Origin of the sequence: Pseudomonas sp. R62 (assembly GCF_000257605.1) — a bacterium.
GTDB classification, from domain to species: domain Bacteria; phylum Pseudomonadota; class Gammaproteobacteria; order Pseudomonadales; family Pseudomonadaceae; genus Aquipseudomonas; species Aquipseudomonas atacamensis.
In genome coordinates this window covers 1,983,836-1,989,863 of the sequence record NZ_JH635999.1, presented here as the reverse complement: position 1 = coordinate 1,989,863, position 6,028 = coordinate 1,983,836, and the positions used below count along the sequence as shown (strand labels likewise).

The window sequence follows — 6,028 nt, the reverse complement described above, 5'->3', positions numbered from 1 at the left end:
GGCCCTGGGTCAGGTTGAGCAGTTGATCGCGGCTGAGCACCCGTTGCGGATGGTCGAGGAACACCCGCAGCAGGCGGTATTCGGCGCCACTGAGGGCAACCATGGTGCCGTCGCTGTCGAGCAGGTGGCGGGCCGAGGTGTCCAGCTGCCAACGACCGAACGCCAGCAGGCGTCCGGCTTCGGTGACCACCAGATTCGGCGGCAACATACGCGTGCGGCGCAACACGGCGTTGATCCGCGCCAGCAGCTCGCGGGCGGCGAAAGGTTTGGTCAGGTAATCGTCGGCGCCCATTTCCAGACCGATGATGCGATCGGTCTCATCGTTGCGCGCGGTGAGCATCAGCACCGGCGTCGCCTTGTGTTTGCCGACTCGCAATTCGCGGCACAGCTGCAGGCCATCGTCGCCGGGCATCATGATGTCGAGCACGATCAGGTCGACGGTGTTGGCATCAAGGAAGCTGCGCATCTGCCGGCCATCGGCGACCACTGTTGTGCGTAGGCCGTTCTTCTTCAGGTAGTTGCCTACCAGTTCACGGATCTCGCGGTCGTCGTCGACGATGAGAATGTGATCGACATGTTCCATCGGTTCAAGCCTCTGTCAAAGGGGGAATGCCGTGCAGTCTATAGCGCCGTAGACCGCACGCCTGCCTGCCTTTGTATTGCAGTGTATCTGCCGCAGCGGCGGATACACACCGACGCAAAATCACGATTTTTTCGCGGTTTTGTATCGCTCTGTATCTACACGCTGCATGGATACACAACGAGTGATTCTCGTCCTTTCCTGACACAGACGCGATACCTCGAAGGCCTCAAATAGGCTCCATCGAGGCACACACAGACCGCCTCGGCTCAAACCCACTGAAGCCTTGAGGACTACACCATGAACAACAAATCCGTATTCGCCGCCTGCCTGTTCGCCGCTCTGAACATCTGCACCCTGTCGGCCCACGCCGAAGCTGACGTCAGCCGGCAAACCTACACCTACGGCACCCATCTGGATATCCAGAAAGTGCTGTCGATGACCGAAGACACCTCGGTGACCTGCGGCATCACCGAGGCGCGCATGACCTACCTCGATTCCGCCGGCAAAACCCGCGAGCTGGATTACAGCAAATTCGCTGACGGCTGCAACAACCAGAACTGAGTCATCCCTACTTTTTCTGCAAGGAGTTTTGCCATGAACAACGTCTCGCGCTTTCTGACCGCAGCAGCCTTCGCCTTCACCGGTGCCGCCGCCCACGCCAACAGTGCTGTGGAGCAGAGCAGTTGCGCCAGCAGCACCTGCTTCCAGCTGACCACCGTGGCGAAGGAGGGCAGCGATGCCTTGATCGCCGCTGACGGCTCCAGCCGCACACCGCAGGGGCAGATGGTTGCCGCTGACGGTTCCAGCCGCACACCGCAGGGGCAGATGGTCGCCGCTGACGGCTCCAGCCGCACGCCGCAGGGGCAGATGGTTGCCGCTGACGGTTCCAGCCGCACACCGCAAGGCCAGATGGTCGCCGCTGATGGTTCCCGCCGTACACCGCAAGGCCAACTGGTCGCGGAAAACGGTGCCAGTCGTACGCCTCAAGGGCAGTTGCTCGACGGCCAGATTGCATGAGCCACGGTGTAAATAAAGCGAGCTAGCGAGGGGACGTTTCCCTCGCTGGCCGGTTGCGTGCCCAGCCCCCATTCCAAGGTGACCCCTTATGTACCTCATCGCATTTCTCGGCGGTCTGCTGACCGTTCTCAGTCCGTGCATCCTGCCGGTGGTGCCGTTTCTGTTCGCTGGCGCAAACCGTACCCGTTCCTCGATCTTCCTGACCCTCGCCGGCATGGCGCTGACCTTCGCGCTGATCTCCAGCCTCGCGGTGGTCAGCAGCGAGTGGGTGATCCAGGCCAGCAACACCGGCCGCCACGTCGCCTTGCTGGTCATGGCGCTGTTCGCCCTGTCGCTGATCTCGGCCCGCGTCGGTGACTGGCTGACCAGGCCGTTTGTCGCGCTTGGCAATCGTCTCGATCAGGACACGCGTAAACATGCCGGACCGATGGGCTCGATCATGCTCGGTGTCGCCACCGGCCTGTTGTGGGCGCCCTGTGCCGGGCCGATCCTGGGGGTGATTCTGACCGGCGCAATGTTGCAAGGCGCCAATGCGCAGACCAGCCTGTTGCTGCTGGCTTACGGCGTCGGCAGTGCCGTGTCGCTGGGCACGTTGATCTTCGCCGGACGCGGTATGGTCAATCGGCTGAAACCGTCGATCCCGTTCAGCGGCTGGTTGCGTCGCGGTGCCGGGGTTGCGGTGCTTGCTACGGTCGCGGTGATCTCGACGGGCGCCGACAAAACCCTGCTCGCCAATACCTCTTCCGAGGGCGTGGCCAGCGTCGAGAAAAACGTCCTGGAAAACGTGCCGAAAGTGGTCGACTACTTCGTCAGCAAGGTCCGCGCCGATTCGATGATGGACGAGGCCCGGGGCGCAATGCCGTCGCTGTCGGGCGCCGTGCAATGGCTCAATTCACCGCAGCTCAGCGCCGAATCCCTGCGCGGCAAAGTGGTCCTGGTGGACTTCTGGACCTACGACTGCATCAACTGCCAGCACACCCTGCCGTATGTCAAAGACTGGGCGCAGAAATACGAGAAGGACGGCCTGGTGGTGATCGGCGTGCACACCCCCGAATACGGCTACGAACGCATCATCAACAACGTCAAGGATCAGGTGAAAAAACTCGGCATCACCTACCCGGTCGCCATCGACAACGACTACGCGATCTGGCGCAACTTCGACAATCAATACTGGCCGGCGCATTACCTGATCGACGCCAAGGGCCAGATGCGTTACAGCCACTTCGGTGAAGGTCGCTATGCCGAGCAGGAGCAGATGATCAAGCAGTTGCTGGAAGAGGCCAAGGCGCCGGCAGCCTGAGTGTTTCATGCGCTTGACAGATCTTCACCACTCATCGGCAAAGTGCCCGGTTTGCGGGGTTGCCGGACGATTGACAGGGACGCCGGGCAGCCTCGGCGCGATAGTGAGCAAGCACGGTCCGCGTCGCAGCCTGTGCTTTCTCTCTGCCACGGAGCTCGCTGTCATGAGTACCCCGATTGATCTCACTGCCCTGAAGGAACGTCAGAAAGTCGCTTGGGCCAGTGGCGACTACGCCGTGATCGGCACGACTTTGCAGATCGTCGGTGAAAGCCTCGCCGAGGCCTGCGATCTGCGCTGTGATGAACAGGTGCTGGATGTCGCCGCCGGTAACGGCAACGCCACCCTGGCAGCGGCGCGGCGCGGTTGTGTGGTGACCTCCACCGATTACGTCGCGGCACTGCTGGAGCGTGGTCAGGATCGCGCCCGGGCCGAACATCTGGAGGTGATTTTTCAGGTGGCCGATGCCGAGGCTTTGCCTTTTCCCGATGAAAGCTACGACGCTGTTTTGTCGACGTTCGGCGTGATGTTCGCGCCTGACCAGGTCAGCGCCGCTAATGAGCTGGGGCGGGTCTGTCGTCGGGGCGGGCGGATTGGTATGGCGAACTGGACGCCGGAGGGCTTCGTCGGGCAGATGTTCAAGATTCTCGGCCAGCATCTGCCACCGCCCGCGGTTGCTCAGCCGCCATCGAACTGGGGCTCGGATGCGTGGCTGCACAAGCATTTCGATGACCGCGATTTTGTCGTACGCGTGACCCGCAGCCACTTCAATTTCCGCTACCGCTCGGCGGCGCATTTCATTGACATCTTTCGCCACTGGTACGGGCCGGTGCACAAAGCTTTTGCGGTGTTGTCGGCGGAGGCCGGACAGGCGCTGGAGGATGATCTGACGGATTTGCTCAACCGATCGAATCGCGCGGGGGAGGCGTCGCTGGTGGTGCCGAGTGAGTATCTGGAGGTGGTGATTACCAAGCGCTAGTCCACATCGGATTTCCTGGTCGATGAAGATCTCTGTGGGAGCGAGCCTGCTCGCGAAAGCGGTGTGCCAGCCAACCTTGATGTTGATGGAACCACCGCATTCGCGAGCAGGCTCGCTCCCACAGGGGATGTGCTTATTTCAAATGGCTGCGATCAAACCACTCCAGCGCCGTGCGCCAGATGCAGATCCCCAGAAAATAAGCCGACATCAGCAACCACAAGCCCATTACCAGCGGATTGATCACCGGGTGATTGAGCACCAGCGACAGACTGCACAACAGCCAGATCGCCGTCACCGCGATATTGATTGGCATGAAACGCCGCACGCGAAACGGGTGCAGGAACTTCATCCGCGTCACCGTCAGCAATGCCAGACCGATCACGGTGAGAAAGGTGATCCACGGCCCCGGGCCGATGATGTACAGGCACAGCGCAACCACGTTCCAGGCCGCCGGGAAGCCGACAAAATAGTTGTCCTTGCTCTTCATGTTGACGTTGCAGAAACAGAACAGCGACGACACCAGAATCACCGACACCGTCAGCAACAGGGTGTAATCGGGCAGGGGAATGTAGCGGTAGATAAACAGCGCCGGGATGAATACATAAGTCAGGTAATCGATGACCAGATCAAGGATCGAACCGTCGAAACTCGGCAGCACCGATTGCACATTGACCTTGCGCGCCAGTGCGCCATCGAGGCCGTCGACGATCAGCGCCACGCCCAGCCACATCAGGCAATGAATCGGCTGGTTTTCCAGCAGGGCGAGGGTGGCGAGGAAGGCGGTGACCACGCCAGTCGCGGTAAAACCATGGGCGCCCCATGCTTTGAGCCTGGCGATGTGTACGGTGGATATCACGGGGGCGTTCTCCAGAAAGTGAAGCAAGCCGGGTATCGCCCATCGTCAGAAAGGGCGTCGGCAAACCGGGTCGGGTTGCAGCTATCGACCGGTTTGGCCGGGATAAGGTTCACCACCCATGAATCTTAGCTGGCTCGCGGAAAATTTCTCGGGTGCGATTTCATCGGTGAGCCGGCGTCAGCCCAACGGTGCTGGCGCTATGGCTGCGTCGGTCTATCGTTGCCTGACGCAATCAGGCCGGGGCCTCGGAGGACAACGTCATGAACACCAGCGATTTGCTTGAACAACTGCTGCGAGGCCAGGCCTCGGCGGGACAACAGCGTGGCGCTTCGGCCGGTGACGGTCTGGGCGGATTGCTCGGTGGCCTGTTGGGCGGCGGCAGTCAGACTGGAGCGGGTGGTGCGACGGCTTCGGGTGGCCTCGGCGGCCTGGGTGGTTTACTCGGTGGCCTGCTCGGCGGTGGCGGCTTGGGAAGCGCCCTCGGTGGCGGCAGCCGAAGCCGTACCGGCGGGACCAATTACGCCGCACTCGCGTCGCTGGGCATGATGGCCTACCAGGCGTACCAAGCCTGGCAACGCAGCCAGGCCAGCAAGGCGCCGCAAGATCTGCCACAAACCGCCGACCTGCTCGCCGGCCCGCAAATCGAAACCCACAGCCACGCGGTGCTGCGCGCCCTGATCGCCGCCGCCAAGGCTGACGGCCGCATCGATGAAGCGGAAAAACACCTCATCAGCAGCGAAATCGGCAAACACACCGCCGACCCGCAGTTGCAACAATGGCTCGACGCCGAAGTCGCCAAGCCACTGGATCCCCGGGAAGTGGCGCAATCCGCTGACGGCGATCCTGCCGTAGCCGCCGAAATGTACCTGGCCAGCGTCATGCTGGTGGACGACCAACAGGACGCCGAACGCAGCTATCTCGATGAGCTGGCCGCAGCCTTACAGATCGATCCGGATCTGCAGGTGCATCTGGAACAGCAGGCGAAAGGACAAGCCTGACCCGCTGTAAAAATCCCTGACACTGCCAGCCCCGGGTATTCCATCCGTCCGGGGCTTTTTTACCTCGATTGAATTTTTCCGCCGCCGTGTCGCTCTTCTGCATAACAGAACCCGTCTGCCATCGGTGTGCTCATGAACAGGAACCTCGACGATTACAACCGCATGCGTGATTTTTCCGCGACGTCGGAGCCGGCCGCAGTCAAGCGCTCGGGCCGTAAGTCGGCCAAGGATCATGCTTTGCAGTTCTGCATCCAGAAGCACGACGCTTCGCACCTGCATTACGACTTTCGCCTCGAAC

The 6,028-nt window shown here is 61.4% G+C and carries 7 protein-coding genes; 5 read left to right on the top strand and 2 right to left on the bottom strand.

Annotation, left to right across the window (positions count from 1 at the left end; genetic code table 11):
• Positions 1-583 (bottom strand): response regulator (locus OQK_RS26815; protein WP_016775159.1); only part of this gene is annotated, 583 nt, incomplete at its 3' end.
• A gap of 297 nt (positions 584-880) precedes the next feature.
• On the opposite strand from OQK_RS26815, the gene OQK_RS26810 reads away from it, so the two are divergent.
• From OQK_RS26810 to OQK_RS26795, 4 genes are all read left to right on the top strand, one after another.
• A complete protein-coding gene (locus OQK_RS26810) occupies positions 881-1,144 on the top strand; it encodes a DUF2790 domain-containing protein (RefSeq protein ID WP_016775158.1) in 264 nt (87 codons plus the stop codon).
• Positions 1,145-1,177: 33 nt separating this feature from the next.
• Complete coding sequence (locus tag OQK_RS26805; protein ID WP_016775157.1) at positions 1,178-1,600, top strand: hypothetical protein; 423 nt, start codon at positions 1,178-1,180, stop codon at positions 1,598-1,600.
• Positions 1,601-1,688: 88 nt separating this feature from the next.
• Positions 1,689-2,900: a cytochrome c biogenesis protein DipZ gene (locus tag OQK_RS26800; RefSeq protein WP_016775156.1), complete on the top strand. Its 1,212-nt coding sequence runs from the start codon at positions 1,689-1,691 to the stop codon at positions 2,898-2,900.
• 163 nt (positions 2,901-3,063) lie between these two features.
• Positions 3,064-3,876 (top strand): class I SAM-dependent methyltransferase, encoded by an 813-nt coding sequence (locus OQK_RS26795; protein WP_016775155.1) that lies wholly within the window; start codon positions 3,064-3,066, stop codon positions 3,874-3,876.
• A 133-nt stretch (positions 3,877-4,009) separates the two neighbouring features.
• Here OQK_RS26795 and pcsA read toward each other — a convergent pair whose 3' ends face one another.
• Positions 4,010-4,732, bottom strand: a complete 723-nt coding sequence (gene pcsA, locus OQK_RS26790) for a phosphatidylcholine synthase (protein ID WP_016775154.1) — start codon at positions 4,730-4,732, stop codon at positions 4,010-4,012.
• 260 nt (positions 4,733-4,992) lie between these two features.
• Between pcsA and OQK_RS26785 the strand changes: the two genes are divergently transcribed.
• The gene (locus OQK_RS26785) at positions 4,993-5,730 is read left to right on the top strand and encodes a tellurite resistance TerB family protein (protein WP_016775153.1); all 738 of its coding nucleotides are present in this window, start codon (positions 4,993-4,995) and stop codon (positions 5,728-5,730) included.
• Positions 5,731-6,028: the final 298 nt, after the last annotated feature.

What these genes read in the sequence shown, in the direction of transcription:
- OQK_RS26800 (WP_016775156.1), top strand. Translation starts at nt 1,689, where the DNA reads ATGTACCTCATCGCATTTCTCGGCGGTCTGCTGACCGTTCTCAGTCCG.
- OQK_RS26810 (WP_016775158.1), top strand. Translation starts at nt 881, where the DNA reads ATGAACAACAAATCCGTATTCGCCGCCTGCCTGTTCGCCGCTCTGAAC.
- OQK_RS26795 (WP_016775155.1), top strand. Translation starts at nt 3,064, where the DNA reads ATGAGTACCCCGATTGATCTCACTGCCCTGAAGGAACGTCAGAAAGTC.
- OQK_RS26805 (WP_016775157.1), top strand. Translation starts at nt 1,178, where the DNA reads ATGAACAACGTCTCGCGCTTTCTGACCGCAGCAGCCTTCGCCTTCACC.
- OQK_RS26785 (WP_016775153.1), top strand. Translation starts at nt 4,993, where the DNA reads ATGAACACCAGCGATTTGCTTGAACAACTGCTGCGAGGCCAGGCCTCG.